Raw genomic sequence first — 17,534 nt, 5'->3', positions numbered from 1 at the left:
TCGTCAAACATATCCATACCGGGATTCCCCAATTTCAAAAAAACAGAAGAGAGCGTTCTGGTGCGACTCAACGGACCCGCTGACGCCACCCCCTAGGAAGGACCCGAACAAGGGACGCAAGGCTTCGCATCCTACGGCGCGGAGCTTCGCAGCATGTAGGAATGTCAAGGCTTCGCAGAGCAACACGCGCTTAAAGATTATCGTCTTTCGCATCACAGGACTCCTTCGCCCGCATCGTCCGGACAACCGGACACCCCTAAAGGGGTGTGTCCGAGTCCGTCCGGATTTCGACGCTTTGCCATTTCGGACAATCCGGGATTTGTCCGGACAGAGTCCGGATTGTCCGGCTCGCTCAGATCGTCAAAATCATCGACATCATCGCACCAGACGCGATAAATACCGTTTTGGAAGGTCACGCTTCCTTTTTGGATCAATCCCTTTAGCGCCCTATCAACAACACGTCTGCGACTGTCCGGATTGTCCGAGGCAGAGACCTTGCGCCCCTCGATACAGACCCGACGCAATTCGGCTTCCTCCGCCACACCTCCGACATTGTGGATCACGTCGAGCGTGGCCCGTTCGGCAGGTGTCATTTTCACGGCTTCAGGCGCTTGCGCAGCATCCAGTTCTTCACAGCGCGGCAAGGTGATGCGGTCGCCGTCTTCATCAACGCCGCCGTCTTCCGTCGCGATGCGGAATGCAATGTCCCGATCACAGGAGCCGTTGCGGTTCTTGGTCAGCTTCCCTCGGATAATGCCGCTATCGTCCCGCTTCACATGAAGGGCCACGTCCAGCGCACCATTCAGCAGGCTGTGACCGCGCGGGGTCGCGCCTTCCGCCTTGGTGTCGTGATGGATCAGGATTACCGCTGCACCCCATTTTGTCAGGGCACGCGCGACAGCGACAACCCGGCCCATAGCTTCGGCGCTGTTCTCTTCCAAGCCGGGGAAGGACATGGCGAGCGTATCAAGGATGATAAGCTTGGGCTTTTGTTCTTTCACCGCGTTCCGTAGTGCCATCAGATCCGGCGACTCTTTGGCCAGAAGATCCGACACACCTTCGACAAGCTGGAAACCTTCCGCGTCCCCGTGCGCGATACGAAGAGCTTTCACCCTACCGCGCATCCCGTGCGGGTCTTCGGCTGCAACATAGAATACGCCGCCCGCTTTCGACCGCATCCCGAACGCTTCACGCCCCTGAGCCAAGGCATACGCGAGGAACGGGGCCAGCAGCGACTTGCCTGCACCCGGCGCGCCGAAGATACACGCCACGTCCTGTTCCGCCAGAAGCCCTTTCATAAGATAGGAACGCGAGGGTGCAGCATCGCAATCGGCAGGCGACAGGAAGGACAGTCGCGACTTCGCAACAGGTGCCTGCGGCGCTTCGGGCTGGTCTTCGAATTCGGACTCGAGGTCGTCAGACTGGACATCGGACCAGCCGTGTTCTTGTGCCTCCGCCACTATAGACCGCATCGTGCGAGCCACACCGGTTTCGCGGTTCAGGCTGTAAAACAGCTTCTGCGCAGCCGCGTCAGCGGACTCATGGTTCGGATGCTTCAGAAAGTGCTTTGTCGAAGTTCGCGACCAAGCGACGAACGCGCGGCAGAATTGGGCAGTCTCCGCTTTGCTTCGCCCCCAAGATTCATGGCGCAAGCTAGCAGCAACTGCGAGCCATCCCATGTAGCTACGATCCCCGTTCGGGACATAGCGCAGACAATCCGCAGCTTGTGCCGCGGTGTAGCCTAGCGGGGGCGTCTCGGTCGTGCTGACCGAAGCGGCAGGCGCGACTTCACCCCCCAAGATATCATCGAACATATCGGCAGCGACGAAGCTTGACACCTTGCCGATCGAAGGCACGTCTGTGGCATCATCGACAGCGCGCCCTTCAACTAGATGCACGACAGGCTCAGCTTCCACACCGCCGAAATAGTAGGACTGCGACAATGTGAAAGACTCGCCCGCAAGAATGCCGCCAAGAGCCCCGTTCACACGAGCGCAGAGCGCATCCCTTTTGGCTGGCGCGACATTCCGCGAGATAGGAGCCAAGACCCGCCAGCGCGGTGCGTCAGGAGTATGCGAGGGCGTCGTATAGATCAGGCACGCAATGCCTGCCGCCTTCATGCGGGCGGCTGCTTCCTGCGCTGTGACCTTCCCGTCATCATAGTCCCCTTCAATACCGCTGATCGCCACCAGATTAGCATCGTGGCGCAAGGAACCCCCTGGCGTGCGGGCATCGCCAAAGGTGCCCAGCTTCAACAGCGGTAGCGCGTTTTTCTCTTTCGCACGCATGCGCCGGATGACTCCGGCCAGCATGTTAAGCGAAATTGTGTCAGTGCTGAGATTCTGCGCCTTTACGTTTCGAAATCGGGTAATAGCCAAAGGAAGGTCGAGAGGTGAAAGTCCCCCTAGCAATCCATCAGCGTCGTGATATATTCCGTCATAGGGTGTTTTTTCATCCTGTGTTTTTTTCGAGCCGTTGCGGGGACCATCCGCAGCGGCTCTTTCTGTTTCGAGCCTTCGATTTCTCCCCACCAAGTGTGCGATATCCGGCGTGATGACGTGCATTTGCATAGCAGTTCCTCAGTTGAGGCCCTGCAAGCCGTTTGACAGTCTCAGCGAAAAGCTATGGAAAACAACGAGACGATTTCAGCGAGGTTGACACTGTAAGCGATTGTATTTGCTTAACGGTGTCACACCCACCCCATCCGCCAACAAACCAAAGCAAGTATATGATTTTAATGCAATAAACGATGTGGTCTCCGCATCAGCCCCACACCCAGCCCCACACAGTTTTTTCGATATATTTTCCGCTGGTCATATCGTCGCAGATAGTCTTATCCTGAATTAACCGATTCCTTATGCCGATAGGCCTTAGAATTCGGCGCATTCCCCCGAGCATAGGATGTGGAGGGGATTAGAACTCAAAGTCTTGCTTGGCATAGGACGTGACCGAGCGCCAACCTTAACGGGGGCGTCGTCATGTCTTCAGAAACCACACAATTCAGCCTTTTTCCGCCTCACGATTTTGCGAAAGAGCCGCCTTGCGCAGGTTCCAATCCTGGTGCAGCACCAAGCGCTAAGTCGCTTCTCTTAAAGCCATCCAACCAACCAACAAAACAGCAGCAAGTCAGCTCCACGCCATCAGATACCGAGCCTAGCCCCCGTTTTATTCCTGTGAGCGACGTAGCCCGGCGCTATTCGGTTTCAGTACCCACCATCTGGCGCTGGCTCAAACTCGACATATTTCCCCAACCCTATCGATTCGGGTCCGGCACAACGCGCTGGGCGGTTGCGGATCTTGATCGGCATGATTGTTCAATGGCGCAGGAGCGGAAGTAATGAGCCGCAACTACACCCATATCCGCCCCAAGCTCGATCGCGTTTACAGCGTTGAGCAGGTGGTCTCGCTCTACGGTATCTGTCGTAACACGTTAGGAAATTGGATCGCCAGCGGCCTGCTCCCCTCTGATGCAAATCAACCGCGCATTTTTCGTGGCGCGGAGCTCGCACGCTTCCATCAGGAGCGCGCTGGGATCAAGACACCGCTCCGGCGCGGCCAATTCAAGTGTATGAGCTGCAAGGCCCGCGTCTTCCCTGACCTCTCGACGCTCCGCTTTCTTGATGCCAAGACCGGCACCGCGCAGGCACTCGCGACCTGTCCGGACTGTGGCGGTGGGATTTCGAAGCTACTGAATGAAACGGATCGAGACGCATTCGAAAACATCCTCAAATCCAACACGAGCCTAGCGGCGTTAGACGAAGGAAATGCCGACACCCAAGCTGGTATTGGGCAAAGCGCCCCCATCGTGCCGCCGCCCAGCGCGTCGCCCAACGATCGTCTGATCCTCGAATGGCAGAACTGGGCTGCACGCTATGACGAAAAGACGATCGCCGCTCACCTCCGCGCCATCCGTCAGTTCGAGAGCTATTGCGGGCTCAAACCTTTTGCCGACGTCAATACAGGAGATGCAGCGGCTTGGCGCGACGCGGTGATTGCCGGCGAAACTGGTACTGGGAAAGGTGGCGCGCTTTCGCGTTCTACCATTCAACACCAAGCATCGCATCTACGCGCCTTCTTCACCTGGCTCTCAAAACGCCCCGGCTATCGTAGTTTGAATGCTATTCCCGACTATCTCGAATTGCCCCGCCGTTTTACTCAGAAAGCTCTGCCTAAGCTCAAAGGTTATGCCGAAATTGAGGAAGCAGAACACCTTTTGGCAGCCATGCCGAGCCTGACTCTCAAAGACAGGCGGGCCAAGGCGATCTTTGCCTGCGCCTATGTCTGCGGATTGCGGGCGAATGCGCTGGTTACTCTGCGTCTGCGCCATGTCGATATGGAGAAGCGACAAGTTCACCACGACGGCACAGAGCTGCGCGCCAAGAACGGCAAAAGCTTTGTCGTGAATTGGTTTCCTCGCACAGAGGCTTTTCAAACCGTGCTGCTTACATGGCTTGCCGAAATAAAGCAGATCGGCTTGGGACCGGAAGATGCGCTATTCCCCGAACTTGCAGATTTGAAGCGGGCGACCGAGCCAGACCGCCCGCCGCTGCGCCCCATGCAAAGCGCCCGAGCAGTGACGGAAGCATTTGACCTCGCGAGCAAGCGCGCGACGGAACCCTATTCGCCGCATTCGGTGCGCCATACCCTCGCCCAGCTCGGGGATCGCATCTGCCGCAATTCAGAAGAGCGCAAAGCTTGGTCTTTGAACTTAGGTCATAGCTCAGAAGAGATTACATGGACCTATTACGGCAAAGTCTCAGATGCCCGCCGAGGCGAGATCTTCGAACTCTTCGAGAGGGTCCAACCTTCTAGCTCGTCGGAAATGGAGCTGATGCTGGCATATCATGAGCACAGCCTGAACCTTGGTACGCCGGAATTCGAGCAAGCCGAAAAGCTGGTCGAGCAGCGTCGAAAGGCGTTTAGGAAGAAATAGCAACATAACAGACAAGGACCGATGGTGTGACTATAGCACCTTCGGCCCATTGCTGCCGTTCAAGGGGCGGCCTATTGCTGCCATGCAGCTTCCCCAAACCGGAAATCCATGGCATCGTGCAGCAAAACTCAAGGCAGAATGTCGCGGACAGGTGCCTCGTCGCGTGGCATGGCGAACAACTGGTTAGATCCTGTTAACGTTCCGACTTACGAGGACTAACCGGTAAATCCGCCAAGAGAGAGCAGGACGTCTAGTTAGATTTTGCAGCGGCGTCAGATCAGGTCGTAAGAAACTGCGTCGGTAACGTCTCGCGCGCTCTCTAGACGCCACATTGCCCCCTCAAGCATCGGGATCTCGGTTTGGCGCAGCGTGTAGCAAACTTGTCGTCCCGCCGCTTCTGCGAAGCGGCCCCTGAACCCCACCGTAACCGTCGCCTCGGCCCCTGTAGTCTTTACCTCGCCAAACCATTCTATGCGATCCGGCGCGAGATGAGGGTCGGAGGAAAGTGACGAAGGCGCGGTGGCGCGCCCCGGCGTGGCCCAAGTCAGCAAAAGGTCGACCCATGCCTTGTTGCTGGCCAGTTTTGCCGCCTCGTCGGCCTCGCACAGAACATGTCTTTCCTGCCGGAACTGTATTGCAGCCTGATGGCGCGCAAAGGCGGCACGTTCAAAATCACAAAAGGCGGCAATGACATTTTTCACCAGGCCTTCAGGCGCAAGGTCCGCCCGCGTGGCGGCAAGCGCAGCAAGTGCGGCCCGCACCTGCGTCTGTTCGTGCTCGTTGGCCTGCGCCGCAAAGACCGCGGGCGCGCTCAGATAGGCCGATTTCAGAAAATGATCACCTTCGTTCGGCTCCGCTGCCCGCGCCTGCGCCAGCAAAATAAGACACTTTGGCTCGGGCAGGATCGCTCTTTCGGCAATAGCAAACGCCGCACGGGCGCGCGGCAAATTCCCGACCGCTAGCCGCGCTATTCCCTCGGCAAAATAAACCCAGCCGGTCGGCTCCTGATCCACCGCGTAGCGGCCAAGCGCGGCCTTGATTTGCTCGAGTGCGGCAAGTGCTTGCCCTGCATTGCCTGCAATCAGCGCCGCATGCGCCCGGGCCGCGAGCGGCTCGAGCGCGCAGAGCTTGTCAAAGGGCAACAGGTTTTGCTGCCACTGGTTCAACGCCTGATCAACGGTGCGACGCAGCGCCGCCAGCTGCTCGGCCACAGTTGGCGCCCTTGGCCGCGTCAGCAGCCGCTTAAGGAACGAGGGCTCGCGCGCCGTGTTAAGCTGGGCCTCGCTTAGCACCATCAGCACCAGCCGTCCGTTCGAGCGCGCCGGATAAACCAAGTCGCAGGGCAGATGCTCGGCGGCAAGGCCAAGCAAGGCGATGGCATCGCGGTAAGTAATTTCGTTAGCGTCCCGCGGTCCGATCAAAGCCAATTCCTGCGGCAGCTGCCCTCGTAACATTGTAGCGGGCGAGGTAAGCTCGGCATGCAACGACGGATTGGCATCAGCCCACAAAAAGCTTTGCCCATCATGCGTACCAAGAAAGGCCACCCGCGCCTCCAGCGTATCGCCGGTGTTCAGCGCTGCAGTAAAACGCCCGCCGTCCTGTTCGACGTTCCAGCTTTTCACCAGCTCACCGTCGAGTACCTTAGGCCCGCCCTCAGCAAGCGCACACAATCTGCCGTAAAGCGGCTTGGCCTGATCAAGCCCATCCAATCCACGAAACAGCACTCGCCAAACCGGCGGCAACTGCCAATCATTCAACGGGTAAGGCATACTAGCCTCCATATGTGCGGTCGGCCAGCTCGGAGCACAAGATTCTGGCAATAACGGTGGCACCCTATTGGCGCTGCCGACGGGACACAACGAATGCAGTGCAGCATCCTGCCCCTAAAAAGCACGGGTGAAGCGGCTGGCCAAGAACACGTGCTTAAAAACATGAGATAGCTTCGGAAAATGCCTAACTCGGCAAAAGGCCGCGAGTGGCTCAAGCAGCTTTTGTCCGCTCCAAGTGCTTGTGCTGAACCCCGCCGGCGCACCGTCGCGCAAATGCAGCGAGGTTGCGCCGACGTGCTCGGCCCTTACTGGCCATTCATCGGGCCGATCTACGCGGTGGTGTAGTTCACTGAACCAGCCATTCGTGGCACTGTGCAGCACGACTCGGTTGCTCGACGTCAGCAATGCGGACAAAGTGTGCTTTCGTCGCGGATACGTCAGCGCCTGCTCTTCGACGACCTTGTGATGCTACTGCCCCAAAGATCGCTGCAAAAAAGACAACAGCAGTTCGTGGTGGTGATTCTCACCTTCACTCCCGGGAACATGTCCCTCCTGCTCATAGTAGTGTGCTTCAACAGGTAAGCCATTGGCTTCTCTTCGTTTATGCAGTCTTTTTGTCATTTCCGGGGACCAAGTCAGATCTTTTAGCCCAACTGATAGGAAAAGCGGGCGAGCGTAGCACTCTATTTTAATCCGCTCCGACGGTAAGAGTTTGTCAGACGATCCGTTCCATGTCCAAGCGCGCCGAGACGGATCCCACGCCTGCCAGCCCGGATCGCCGCTATCTCGAAAACCGCGCGCATCGAACGCGCCACAGATAACGTCCGGAGCGGCCAAGCACGCCACGGCATCGGGCTGGCCTAGCATATCTTCCTCGCCCATCAAGCTGGCCAAGAGCAAAGCATGTTCTGCTCCGCGTGATACGCCATAAACGGCAACTTTCCCGTTGCATGCCTCGAAGTTTCTAAGAGCTGAAAGGGCACTGACGGTTTCGGTAAGTTCTACGTCTTCTATGTGGCCTGCATTCCATGCGTTGCCGCCTTTTGAGTAACTGTGCGGGTAGCATAAAAAACCGTCCGCTGCGAGCATTGCAGCCGTTCGATGAGACCATCCTGAAACACCGCCTTCGGAGCCATGAAGGATCAAGAGGCCCGGAAATTTGCCCTCTCCTGAGGGGCCGTAGGTGGTTCCCCACTTTGGCAACAAGCGTCGCTTAATATTTGGGTGCATGCGGTCCTGTTCCAAAAATCAGTCCGTTAGGAGCTTGGTTAACAGACATTCACTTCGTGCGCAGCATCAATCAGTCCGGGCTCGAAGCTGCCATTGGCCTTCAACGGGTGTTATGTCGCGCCGAACCTGCGCGACACATCCGCTGCAAACGTCAGAAATGCGGACGAAACCGACATTCCGTCTTGGGCCTGCATCAAGCCCCGGGGTTACGCATTCCGAGGTCCTGAAAGAACCGCAACAGATAGCCATCTGGGTCGGCAACCACGAATTGCCTGTTTCCTCCCTCGCCATCCCCTACACGATACCATTTTTCCTCCACAGGAAGAAAAAGTGGGTGGTTGATGTTGGCTAGAGCTTCAACAAGCGGGTCCACAGAGGGCACACGGATTTGAACATTCAGGCCCATACCAAAGGGATAGCTTACAGGAAGATACCCCTCATCGAAGGTGCGGCCTTGTCCTATCTGATCGATCATCAGTTCCGCATCGCCAAGTTGGAGATAGCAGAAGCCTTCTTCGGGACGCTCATAGGCGCACTTGAAACCAAGCACATCGCAATAGAACGCCTTTGAACGACGCCAATCCGAGACCGAAAACTCCGGAACTAGTGCGTTACCCAAACCATGCCCTCCAAAATTATTAGCCAGCTTTAGCTCGATGTGACCCGTCCGGAAAGGGCTCATTGCTGCCATTCGTCAGACGTGCCTTTCAGCAGCCATCCGGCTCGCCCTCAATCATAAATAGTTTTGGTCTAAACAGCCCTTTTAGAGCGGCACGGCGGCGAGAAAACAGCCCGAAATCACTGGCAACCTCGCCGAGCTGCGCCGTAAGTTGCACAAGATATCCCGACCCGATCTTTTCGACCGGAAACCCTGTCGATCGGAGTGCCGCGATATCGACCTCCTGCGCATAGGGTCCTCCAAACCAGGAAGCCCAGCCTGGATTGGTGAGCCCAGAATACTGGGAGTTCAAATCTCCCGCGCGAAACTCGGTGAAGAAACTCCCGCCCAGAAAGCGGGACCATGCCTTTTGTTGCAGCTCATCTACACCGCGCCAAACCTCACTGCGCGGCGCGCCTACGTTCGGACCATCGTGTAACACAAGCGGATGCAGCATCGCCGCATAGGGCTGTGTCTGCCGGCACCATTCACGAAACAACCCTGCCCAGTCGACGTCAGGTCGGTACTGCGCCCAAAAGTTGATGCGACTGAACTGTGGGAGCGCTCGCGGCTTGGTCGCGCTCGCAAAGGTGATGGCCCCCTGCGACTTGGCCACCTGTTTGCGCAGCCAATGAAAGTCCTGCGTAAACTCTGACTTAGCGCCCTTGGCCTCTATCGTGGCCTTGAGCGCCCAATGCGCACGACAGTCGGCGAGCGCGCTGACATCGCTGCCGTTGCGGCTGGAGACCTCGCTAAAGGTCGCAATACGTTGGGGGGCGAGTTTAGGTTCGGAAAACACCGCAGACAGCAACCTCTCGCCATCCTCCCAAGAGGTAAGGTCTTTCTGGGTTTTTATCGCAATGACGAGGTCGGTTTTCATCGATAGCTCCGGAAAGGCGGTATAAGAGCAATGCCGTTTTGAATCCTCTATACCACGAGCCTAGGCTGCAACATGGCACTGCCGCACAAAGACGGGACAAAGGGCTCAAACCGGTCATGCGGCGGCGCGGCGCCTCATCACGAGGGCCGCGTCACCCTATCGACGCGTTCGGCCCTATGCCGACCTTCGTGCCAGGCGCTGCGGATGACCGGTGTAAGCCCTTCAACGACATCCGTGCAAGAAGCGGCATGTCGCCAAGCACCGACACGAAGGGCGAGAAGCCGATTTGCGGCACAGCGGCATGGCGGCTGCAGCATTTAAGCCAAAGCCGCCATCCACTCATCCCGGAGGCACGTTGCCCCAAAACAGACCAGGAGGGCCGAGAGCCGAACTTCCCCGAGTTGCATGCAACAGTCTGGTCCGCAGCCTTGGATCATGACATGCCTTCTTCATACTCTTTCAGTTTATGGTCGGACTGTCCGGCAGTAGGCGCGAGCGGCCGCATGATTCGAGGGCAGATCATCAAGAAGAGAAGCCTTTTACCCTGTGAATGACATCCTTATCTCGCCGAATTTTGCTCTACACGGTCGCCTCTTCATATAGGGCACTCGGGCATAGGCACGGGACTGATCTACATTTGCAGCGCATTAACGATCTCAGGAATTTTCTTTCGAATTCTCTTGTAGGAGTTTGGCAAACTACCAGGGGCAAGTGCCCTCGTCACACCCAACACTGTTTCCTGCTTCTTCAGTTTATTCTTTCGGTTGATCAGTATGGCTTGGGATTTGCGCTCCGCGATCGGAATGGATAAGTAGTTGTAAAGCAACCCACTTGCTGTATTTGAGCCCACCAGATCAATATCCATTGAATACCTGAAGCAGAAAACACCTACCTCCTCCAAAATTCCCATGGCGCGAGAGTGGTTGGAATGGAAGAAATCCAGAAGCGCATCCCTCTTATCTGCATCGGGAAGCATGGTTTCTATCAGGCAACTCTCCTTGAATTCCTTTTTGTATCTTGGGAATCCCCGAGGATCCCTGCTGGCGTCGAGCTCGTCATGCAGGTAAGGGAGAAAGTAATCCTTGTCGACTACTGCGGAGAACTCGATTCTGAGCTCTCTTAGAAGATGATAGGCATAAGGTAATGAAGTGACGCCATCCAAGCTCACAATGGAAACGCTGCTTTTCGAAAAGCTTAACCCGCCACTTTCCAGGAGGTGCCTTACAAGCTCCGAGTCGATTGGGCTCTCTGTGAGGACCACATAGTCAGCGAAGAAAAACTCTGAGTTTCTTCTTCTGTAAAAATTGTAATACTTCGACCTATCAATTCCCTTATCGACCCAAAAATTCCTCGACAATTGAGTGACAGTTATCTCAAATCCGCGGGTGCTCGACGCAACTCTGCGACAGAGTGCGACTTCCTCATGCTCAAGACTATCAAGCATTACGGTCGAATGCGTGGTGAAGATAACTTGAAGCGGCATCTGCTTCAATGCTGCAAGTAGCGACCTCTGCGCCTGGGGGTGCAGGTTTTGTTCGGGTTCCTCAATTCCTAAAATGTAAGTACCACCCAGTGTCTCAGCCAGGTAAGAGTAAAGTCCAATGGTCGCCAGACTCTGCGTGCCACTGCCGCAGTCGGAAATGTCGACAGTTGTTTTCCCGTCTATTACTCTTAGAGCTAAATCCTGGATGAGCAGGCTATAGTCAGGCGAGGAAGCGTAATCGAGCTCAAACTCGAAAGAACCACTGAGATGCGTCAGTTTCCGCAAGTGTTTACTTAATCCACTAAAGGTCCGATCCTTAATAATACTAGTGGCCTCTGCAACCTTTGGGGAAATTCGATCTCTGTTTTTCGTGTAATTCTTGACCCATGACAAAACCGCCGCCTGCAGAATACTCCCTTGCCCCCAACTCAACACTTTTTCAGTGCGAGAAACTGGTATATACACATATCGAATAAACTCTTGCAGAGTTTCATGAAACCCTTGCGGCGCAGCTCTCCATCCCCCGTCGCTGAACACTTCCCAAGTGTCGGATTTCCTGTATTTCAAGCGAAGCCGAACACTAGCCCCTCCAGCGACGACCCTTGGCAAGTCACATTCGACAGGAGCGTTTGAAAACTCTAAGTCGATAACGGCGGTGGAAGTTTTTTGAAAAGCGTGTCGAGATGATTCAAAATTTTCTCGCTCTTCAGAAAAATTAAAGAAGGCATTGAGAGCCCTCAATATGGAGGACTTTCCACCACTATTCTGCCCCACAAGTGCGAGTTCTGTTCCGACTTCTATATCTGCGCTACGGATTCCTCGAAATTTCTCGAGACGAATTCTTTCCAGCTTCAAATTGTCCTCTTTCTATCGCCTGTGATCGGTGTGGAACCGCATCAGGAGCTGACCGGTTCAAGTCCTCCATGGCCATAGATACCGTCCGCATTCGCCACACTACAACTTAAAAGAAAATCTTTCAGGATGATCCGAAATCGGGCAAGAACGGATTAGCTCGAACACAATGAAGACAGAGAGAATGGTCAAGACGGTTGCCGAACAGGCCGGGCACGCAGCTTACTCTTCATGGAGCCATGCAACTCGCCGGATCGCTCACAAGTCTTTGTCGAGGCATAGTTCCGGGCCTTCGCCAAACTCGGCTCCATCGGCGACTTTGGGCCCAAAGCGACAGCCGCTCCAGGTGCGCTCCTATCGAGTGCCGTGTCCGCTATCCGCGCATTGCTGCCGTTCGCCCAAGGCGCAGCGAAAGTCCGCTTCTCTAATTGGGCATCTTGGTCAAGCTCGTTTTCTTTCATTCGTCATAAGGACCGTTTTTCCGGGTCACGCTTCTCTTCGCAGTCTGGTTTGGCGTTCGAAGGGCGCCGCTGCATGCATGTGTCGGATTGGTAGTGGAGAGCCCCGCTTTCCGGCGCGCTTCAAGTTGCGCAGCAGACATTTTCGGCTTCATCCACACACCTCGTCCGGATGGACGATCCCGTTCAGGTCAGGTGGTGGGCTATTGGGTCATGCCTGGCCTCCCACTTTTTCCTGACGGAATTCTGTGCCGTCAATCCACATCCGATGGAGAAGAACGGCGAGTTTACGGGCGACAGCCACAACGGCTCGACGCCGACCTTTGGTGCGCATTAGGCGCATGCCCCATGACTTGATCTGCGATCCGGCCATCGTTCGCATGAGCAACGCATTTGCAGCAGCGTAAAGCGTCGCTCGGACATTCTGATCACCAGCTTTGGAAATGCGACCTGGATTGTTATGTTCGCCGGACTGGTATCGCCTCGGCGTGAGGCCAAAGTGCGCTGCTACTGTGCGAGAACGTTTGAACCGATTGGGGCTATCGACCGCGGCTTTGAATGTGAGAGCAGCGATCGGGCCTACACCAGGCACCGTCATGCGCCGCCGCCAGCCCCATGCCCGGCCGATGGCGTGCAGGATGTGGGGGTCCTGCGTCTGATCCTCGCTGGGGCTATAATCGGCGGGCGGCATGATCTTGGGTCGCCCGTTCTTCTTGCGCAGCTTCAGGGGGATCAGCACGCGGATCGTGTCATTGCCTCGGTTCATTCGGCGGCCTCCATATCGCGTGGGGCGATCATCTCGCGGATGACGCCCGCGACGCCTTCGCGCCGGATGTCGACCTCGAGCCCGGCGGCGGTGACGGTGACGCGCCGGACCAGAAGCTGGATGATCCGCGCCTGCTCGAGCGGGAACAGCTGCGCCCAGAGGGTGTTGAAATCATGCAGCGCCGCGATGGCCTCGGCCTCGGACACCTGATCGCGCTTCAGCGCCGCCAGCACCTGCGTGACCACCTCGGGCGTTTGCAGAATGCGCCGGACCTCGGTGACGATGGCGTCCTCGACCATGCCTTTTCGGCCTCTCGCTCTGCTCCGGCGCCGGTGGCATCGACCTCGGACTCACCATCGCCTTGCCCGGATATCGTGCTGTGGGCCATGTCGAACGGGAAACCTACGCCGCAGCCACTCTCGTGGCGCGGATGGAAGACGCGTCCCTGGATCACGCGCCTGTCTGGGACGATGTTGCCAGTTTCGACGGCCGCCCATGGCGCGGCGCGGTGGACATCATCACTGCGGGCTATCCGTGCCAGCCATTCTCCGTCGCGGGCAAGCGTCGGGGCGCGGACGACCCGCGCCACCTCTGGCCGCATGTCGCCCGGATCATCGGCGAAATCAAACCGCCCTTCGTCTTCCTCGAGAATGTCGCCCATCATCTCCGCCTCGGTTTTCCCGAAGTCGCCGCAGGACTGGTCGGCATGGGCTACCGCCTTGCGGCAGGCCTCTTTACGGCGGCGGAAGTCGGCGCGCCCCACAAGCGCGAGCGGCTCTTCATCCTCGCCATCCGCGAGGGGGACGAGCTGGCCGCCCCCGCGCGCCTGCTCTGGCACCAGGTCGAGTGGCGCGAACCGGACGGAACTGTTGCGGCTCTGGCCGACGCCCCGCGCCAGTGCGAACGAGAACCGGCAGACGAAGCCGACGCCCTCGCAGGCAGCGGGACAGCACGGCATGAACCTCGCGACGACGGCCGCGATGTGGCCGACGCCGCAGACCGACAGCTTTCGGAGCCGAGGTGGCGACAGGCGCGACGAGAAAGGTCTGGACCGGATGGCGCGGGATTGGCCGACGCCAATGGCAACGGACGGAAACAAGCCGAGCGCCGGCAATCGCCGGACGGCAGACCTTACCCATGCCAGTCAGATGTGGATGACTCCGACGGCGCGGGATCACAAGGACGGGGCGACGATCTTGGCGAACACGCCGGTGAACGGCCTGCTTGGCCGCCAGGTCCTGGTGACGCCGATGGCTGGGAGCGATACCTCCGAGCCGCGCCGGACCTTGAACCCGCTGTTCGTCGAGGCGCTGATGGGCTGGCCCACCGGGTGGACCGGCTTCGCCTCTGTGGCAACGGCGTGGTCCCCTTGGTTGCGGCGCATGCGCTGCGAACTCTGGTAGCTGAACTGCTGGCCGATGGATGACGCAGCGGCATGAAACAGTCCCGCCTGATGTCGCTGGTCGAGGCCGTCGCCAACGTTGTCGTCGGCTACGGCGTTGCGGTCGTGACGCAGATACTGATCTTCCCGATCTTCGGGCTGCACACGACGCTGGCGCAGAACCTGAAGATGGGGGCGGTGTTCACCGCGGTCAGCATCGCGCGGTCCTTCGCCTTGCGGCGGGTGTTCGAGGCAATCCGGATGCGGGGCTACTAGATGGAGTAGCTGCCGAAGGGTTTTCCGAACTTCTGAACGCCCGACTTGCCCAGCAACGTCAGCTTGTTGTGCAGCTTGTGCCCGGGAGATGCATTTCGGGCCTCGCGAGCCCAGACCTTGGCGTCGACTTCCCAGACATCGAAGTTCGTTCCGTCCGGGGTGAACGCACAGAGAACGACGTCGATCCGCTCGAGAAGAGTGTTGAGACATCCCCATTGGGTGTTGCGTCCCTTCGCGGTGCGCAACGTAGCTCGCCGGCCGTCAGGTAGTGTGAGCTCTGTTGCCACTGGGCTGACGAGGTCGCCGATTTTACTCGCAAGTGCACGGCCAGCTGAGATGCCAAACTCATAGCCCTCGCGGCCGGTGAACTCGTCCTGTCCGCCACCTGGCTTGGTGGGTTTTGTCGATACGACCTTGGGAGCCTTCGGCAGAAAATCGTCCAAGGCACGAGCGGCAACAGATGCAGCTGATAGACTGGGGTTCTGAGTTAGAAATTCGTCGAGACGGGATGCCAGATTGGGATCCAGTCGAACCGTGATTGAGTCGACCATACGCACACCTTTCAAGAGGGTTGATGCACGCATCTTGCGGGTCAGCGATAGGATTCGTCAAGAGGCATGATTCATGCCTCTTGAAGTGGTGTGCTCTTGTGAAGCTGCGTCAAATCAAGCGATGCGGTAAACCCGCCCTCGGCCCTCGACCTTCTCCGAGGTCACCTCGAGACCAAGTTTCTTCTTCAGGGCTCCGGCCATCGCGCCGCGCACCGTGTGCGACTGCCAGCCCGTCGCGGCCATGATCTCCTCGATGGTCGCGCCGTCCGGCATGCGCAGCATGGCGATCAGGGCAGCTTGCTTGGTGCCTTCGCGCGGCGTGCGCGTCTTGGGCGCGGGTTCGGGGGCAGCTGAGGTGTCCGGTTCGATGCCAATGGCGGCAAGGCCTGCGTCGGTGGCGACCAGCGTGACGCCAGTGATCGAACTGCTGTCGGACCATACCGAGCTGTTCAAACAGTTCAGCGACAATCCATCGTTTAAGAAGTGGCTCTCAGAGACGATTTTCGCGGCGACATATGCCGACAAGGCGGCGCAAGCTGGTTCGGCTGCTACTCGCAGCTGAACCAGCGCATGGCGGTTTGGATCAAATGATCATGATCCCCGCATGTAGCCTCTTGGTAGCCGCGCTGGAAGCCGATGCCGATGCAATTGACCACGGCCGACAACGTCAGGGTCGTGGCCAGAGCAGTCGTCGAGCCGTAGAGGCCGAAGAAGCCCATGCCGGTCGCCTGCAGGGTGACGAGCGAGAGCCGGTTCACATAGGTAAAGCCGCCCAGCCCGTCCGCATTTCCATATGGGCACCCCGCTTGTCGCCATGCTCCGCCCGGAAGCGTTCCATGATGCCGCGATAGGTTGCTTTCGTAGAGTCCTTAAGCCTCGTGAAGTCACTCGTCTGATAGTAGCTGGCGATCAGAGCGGACAAAGGCCCGTCTCATTCGACACCTACCGCGTCTTCGCGCTGATAGACGGCTCGGACGCGCCAGATCAGGTCTTCGCCATCTGCCATGCCGCTGCACCCCATGCAAAGCGCCCGAGCAGTAACGGAAGCATTTGCCCTCGCAAGCAAACACGCGACAGAACCCTATTCGCTGCATTCGGTGCGCTATAGGCAAGCCAGAAAGAGCTACACGAAGAAACCCGTCATCTCATCCGGCATGAAGCGATTACTCTTCAACCGCCCTTTTGTTTCCATTCCTCCAGCGCGGGGTTTGTCGCGAGCGGCGTGGTGGTGCTGGACGGGGTGGTGCTGGGCGCGGTGGACGCGGGGGGCGTTGGTTTCGGGGTACGAAAGTAATGCGCCTCTCTCGCACCGAAATAGAACCCGACAATCGCCGCCAGCAGCCACCAAAGCGGCTCGGGCACATAGGAAAGACCGACCATGCGCTGTGCAAAAGAAGCCGGATTGACCATCGCATAGATGAACAAAGCCAGCGTCCCCAACGCAAGAAGCGGTCGTGGCAAGCGGTTCAGGCCGTTGACGAAACCGTCAAACCAGCATGCGCGCGGCTGGGAGAATTCCTCGCCATAGGCACGCTGGGTGGCCATGAACGCATCATGCGACGTTTCCATCTTCTTCGTCGCATTCACCGTGAATATCTCTGCAACCTGACTGGCGGCACTGCCGATTGCCGCCGCCCCGCCCGCACTCCCGAAGAGCCTGCCGATCAACCCCATGCTGCCACCCGTGCCTGATGCTCGGCATCGCTCAGATGAAAGCGCGGCGAGATGAATTCTTCCGAGCGGGTAATCCAGCCCCCCTTACGCCCCTTGCGGGTGGTGGCGTATTTGCGGCTGGCAGGACGGCTATCGGCCAGCGCGTAGTAATAGTTCCGGCGCGCAATCCCATAGGCATCGGCAATATGCGCGGGGGCGGCCCGTGCCGCCGCCTGCGCCGCAGAAACCGTCTGTGGCCCCAGAAGACCGTCGACCCCAACCGATTGCCCCATGTCGTTCAGAAGACGCTGCAGGATTTTCACGGCATTCCGGCCGGCATTGACATACATGTCGAAAACCGAGGCCTGCAACATCTCGGGCAGTTGCCCCAAGCCAGGCTCATCGAAATAATGCCGGACAAAGATATCGACCGCCTGTGCACGGGTCAGCCGACGCACATCGGCTTCCGTGATCTTTCCGTCATGATCAAGGTCCAATCCGAGCTTCCGCATCGTATGGATGGTCACACCATAATTGGTCGCGCCTCCCGGATCGGAGGGGTCATTTACAAACCCTCCCTCACGGGCCACGATCCCTTCGGCAATCTCTCTCACGCTTGGCATGCCTGTTCTCCCGATTGATCT

The 17,534-nt window shown here is 57.8% G+C and carries 13 protein-coding genes and 3 pseudogenes; 3 read left to right on the top strand and 13 right to left on the bottom strand.

The window, feature by feature from the left end:
* Window positions 1-212: 212 nt before the first annotated feature.
* Window positions 213-2,570, bottom strand: coding sequence for an AAA family ATPase (locus tag WDB86_RS11420; protein ID WP_406735962.1), 2,358 nt, complete (start codon window positions 2,568-2,570; stop codon window positions 213-215).
* Window positions 2,571-3,337: 767 nt separating this feature from the next.
* Between WDB86_RS11420 and WDB86_RS11415 the strand changes: the two genes are divergently transcribed.
* On the top strand, window positions 3,338-4,933 hold the full coding sequence (locus WDB86_RS11415) for a tyrosine-type recombinase/integrase (protein ID WP_406735961.1): 1,596 nt from the start codon (window positions 3,338-3,340) through the stop codon (window positions 4,931-4,933).
* A gap of 272 nt (window positions 4,934-5,205) precedes the next feature.
* Here the strand turns inward: WDB86_RS11415 and WDB86_RS11410 are convergent, their stop codons facing one another.
* The 7 genes and pseudogenes from WDB86_RS11410 to WDB86_RS11380 all read right to left on the bottom strand — a co-directional run bounded on the left by WDB86_RS11410 (window position 5,206) and on the right by WDB86_RS11380 (window position 13,328).
* Window positions 5,206-6,702, bottom strand: coding sequence for a DUF6882 domain-containing protein (locus WDB86_RS11410; protein WP_406735960.1), 1,497 nt, complete (start codon window positions 6,700-6,702; stop codon window positions 5,206-5,208).
* 468 nt (window positions 6,703-7,170) lie between these two features.
* Window positions 7,171-7,947, bottom strand: a complete 777-nt coding sequence (locus tag WDB86_RS11405) for an alpha/beta hydrolase family protein (protein ID WP_406735959.1) — start codon at window positions 7,945-7,947, stop codon at window positions 7,171-7,173.
* A 178-nt stretch (window positions 7,948-8,125) separates the two neighbouring features.
* A complete protein-coding gene (locus WDB86_RS11400) occupies window positions 8,126-8,623 on the bottom strand; it encodes a bleomycin resistance protein (protein ID WP_406735958.1) in 498 nt (165 codons plus the stop codon).
* A gap of 16 nt (window positions 8,624-8,639) precedes the next feature.
* Complete coding sequence (locus WDB86_RS11395) at window positions 8,640-9,470, bottom strand: hypothetical protein (protein WP_406735957.1); 831 nt, start codon at window positions 9,468-9,470, stop codon at window positions 8,640-8,642.
* 631 nt (window positions 9,471-10,101) lie between these two features.
* The gene (locus tag WDB86_RS11390) at window positions 10,102-11,808 is read right to left on the bottom strand and encodes an ATP-dependent nuclease (protein WP_406735956.1); all 1,707 of its coding nucleotides are present in this window, start codon (window positions 11,806-11,808) and stop codon (window positions 10,102-10,104) included.
* A gap of 666 nt (window positions 11,809-12,474) precedes the next feature.
* A pseudogene (locus WDB86_RS11385) lies at window positions 12,475-12,870 on the bottom strand (transposase); the annotation flags it as partial.
* Between the two features lie 155 nt (window positions 12,871-13,025).
* Window positions 13,026-13,328: a hypothetical protein gene (locus WDB86_RS11380; RefSeq protein ID WP_406735955.1), complete on the bottom strand. Its 303-nt coding sequence runs from the start codon at window positions 13,326-13,328 to the stop codon at window positions 13,026-13,028.
* Window positions 13,329-13,351: 23 nt separating this feature from the next.
* Here WDB86_RS11380 and WDB86_RS11375 point away from each other — a divergent pair.
* A pseudogene (locus WDB86_RS11375) lies at window positions 13,352-14,455 on the top strand (DNA cytosine methyltransferase); the annotation flags it as partial.
* Window positions 14,456-14,464: 9 nt separating this feature from the next.
* Window positions 14,465-14,686, top strand: coding sequence for a hypothetical protein (locus WDB86_RS11370; RefSeq protein ID WP_406735954.1), 222 nt, complete (start codon window positions 14,465-14,467; stop codon window positions 14,684-14,686).
* Here the strand turns inward: WDB86_RS11370 and WDB86_RS11365 are convergent.
* The 5 genes and pseudogenes from WDB86_RS11365 to WDB86_RS11345 all read right to left on the bottom strand — a co-directional run bounded on the left by WDB86_RS11365 (window position 14,683) and on the right by WDB86_RS11345 (window position 17,513).
* Complete coding sequence (locus tag WDB86_RS11365; RefSeq protein ID WP_406735953.1) at window positions 14,683-15,237, bottom strand: hypothetical protein; 555 nt, start codon at window positions 15,235-15,237, stop codon at window positions 14,683-14,685. The two genes, WDB86_RS11370 and WDB86_RS11365, sit on opposite strands and share 4 nt — an antisense overlap.
* Before the next feature lie 114 nt (window positions 15,238-15,351).
* Entirely contained in the window at window positions 15,352-15,762 is a 411-nt protein-coding gene (locus WDB86_RS11360; protein ID WP_406735952.1) for a DUF3489 domain-containing protein, read from the bottom strand.
* A gap of 95 nt (window positions 15,763-15,857) precedes the next feature.
* Window positions 15,858-16,049 (bottom strand): annotated as a pseudogene (locus WDB86_RS11355) (hypothetical protein); the annotation flags it as partial.
* Between the two features lie 358 nt (window positions 16,050-16,407).
* The gene (locus tag WDB86_RS11350) at window positions 16,408-16,911 is read right to left on the bottom strand and encodes a holin family protein (protein ID WP_406735951.1); all 504 of its coding nucleotides are present in this window, start codon (window positions 16,909-16,911) and stop codon (window positions 16,408-16,410) included.
* Window positions 16,902-17,513: a holin-associated N-acetylmuramidase gene (locus WDB86_RS11345; RefSeq protein ID WP_406721389.1), complete on the bottom strand. Its 612-nt coding sequence runs from the start codon at window positions 17,511-17,513 to the stop codon at window positions 16,902-16,904. The genes WDB86_RS11350 and WDB86_RS11345 overlap by 10 nt, the downstream gene beginning before the upstream one ends.
* Between the last annotated feature and the right edge of the window lie 21 nt (window positions 17,514-17,534).

This window comes from Thioclava sp. GXIMD4215 (assembly GCF_045291555.1).
In the GTDB taxonomy this organism is placed as follows: domain Bacteria; phylum Pseudomonadota; class Alphaproteobacteria; order Rhodobacterales; family Rhodobacteraceae; genus Thioclava; species Thioclava litoralis.
Note: the sequence above shows the minus strand (reverse complement) of the source record. Positions and strands in the feature narration are given on the sequence as shown.